This is a genomic window from Bartonella sp. OC68QHHN (assembly GCF_042193875.1).
Taxonomy (GTDB): Bacteria; Pseudomonadota; Alphaproteobacteria; order Rhizobiales; family Rhizobiaceae; genus Bartonella; species Bartonella grahamii_A.
The window spans coordinates 1-1,479 of sequence record NZ_JBHIME010000008.1 but is presented as its reverse complement, the minus strand read 5'-3'; the positions used below and the strand labels follow the sequence as shown (position 1 = coordinate 1,479).

Annotated in this window: 3 protein-coding genes; all 3 read right to left on the bottom strand. The window is 34.6% G+C overall.

Features of this window, described 5'->3' with window-relative positions:
• Positions 1-204, bottom strand: a 204-nt coding sequence (locus tag ACFIJ0_RS00590) for an SMI1/KNR4 family protein (RefSeq protein ID WP_375661365.1), incomplete at its 3' end; no start/stop codon positions are given.
• Positions 201-674: an SMI1/KNR4 family protein gene (locus ACFIJ0_RS00585; protein ID WP_375624299.1), complete on the bottom strand. Its 474-nt coding sequence runs from the start codon at positions 672-674 to the stop codon at positions 201-203. The genes ACFIJ0_RS00590 and ACFIJ0_RS00585, both read right to left, overlap by 4 nt.
• A 21-nt stretch (positions 675-695) precedes the next feature.
• The coding region (locus ACFIJ0_RS00580) for an HNH/ENDO VII family nuclease (protein ID WP_375661362.1) at positions 696-1,479 on the bottom strand (784 nt) is incomplete at its 5' end.

Sequence of the window (1,479 nt, the reverse complement as noted above, 5' to 3'; positions counted from 1 at the left end):
GCTACATATTTCCTCACCACAAATTTCCCCTCTTCCATAGTTTTTTAAAAAACTTTTATAGGAAGACGTAAACTGCAAACCAAGAATTTTCTCTGCTTTTTCAATTAGTACATCATCAACTGCTTCATCTGTAGTGCCAAAATCGATACTATCGCTATATTTATCAACTAGTACTGCAACATCAGCTAAGGTATAGGTTTTCACAAATCTTCCCCTGCGTGCTCTTTAATTCTTTTACAGAGAAATTCATAAAAATTACTTGCATAATAGTGGGATTCTCCGGACATTGTCTCACAATAGAGTGGGCATTCAGCATCCCGAAATTGAGAGTAATCAAAATAAAATGTTTCACCAAAATCAGTTCTATTCACGGCAAGCTGATTTGGTTTTGCGAAACCATTTTTTATATCCGTCAAATGATAGAAAACAATATCACCAGCAGGACACTTATCAAAACTTGCGTTATAAATGCTAAATATTTCATCACCTCCAATTTCTCCTCCTTTATAATTTTTTAAAAAGTCTTTATAAGAAGTTGTAAACTTTACACCAAGAATTTTCTCAGCTTCTTCAATCCTTTCATTACTAACCGCATCCTCTGCAGTGCCAAAATCAACAATATCACTATATTTCTCAACCAACTCTGCAACATCATCTAAGGTGTAAGTTTTCATAATTTGTTCTCCTATAAATTGTTATTTTTTAATTTTTGTATCTTTCGGTTTATAACATTCAGCACATAACATCCAAAGTTCTTCTCTCAACTTTTTAAACAAATCTCTATCAATATCTGATCCCATTTCCTTAGGCCTATTATGAAGGATACGATGATATTTTTTATGAAACTCGTTTGTCACCATTGCTAGAGGACCATCATGTGTTTGCAATATGTGATGGAATTCAATGGATTTATCATCAAATCCTATGGGCGCTCTTCCTGCTATCATCTTTTCAATATTTGTACCTGTCACTTCTTTCCCTTTTTCTATCCAAGTAACAATTCGGTAAGGATTAAACAGCTTTTCACTCTCATAAACTTCATATTTTTGAGTAATTATTTCTCCTTTGTGAGGTATTTCAAGCTCAAAAACAGTGGATTTTCTGTCTGACCATAAATGTTCTCCTTGTGTGAAATATTGAGTTTTAGCAATTTCATCTCTGATTTTTTCCGTTGATTGAGCAATGTCTTTTTCTGGATAAATATCTTTTATTTTATTTCTGACTTCTTCAATTGTCTGAGAAGCTTTGTTTCCTGTTTGCTCATGAACTGCAACAGCTTTATCGCTTATTTTTTCCGTTGATTGAGCGATGTCTTTGCCTGCTTTTGCAGCCGTTACCTCAGCCTTAGCTACTAATTTGGCAAGAGCTTTTTCGGTAAGCTTGCCAACAAGCTTTGCACCTCCCTTGGCTGCTCCAGCAACTCCTGTCATTAGGGATGCTGTTTCAGTCAATAATTTTCCAAATTCAAGTCCAGCTTTA

What these genes read in the sequence shown, in the direction of transcription:
- ACFIJ0_RS00585 (WP_375624299.1), bottom strand. Translation starts at nt 674, where the DNA reads ATGAAAACTTACACCTTAGATGATGTTGCAGAGTTGGTTGAGAAATAT.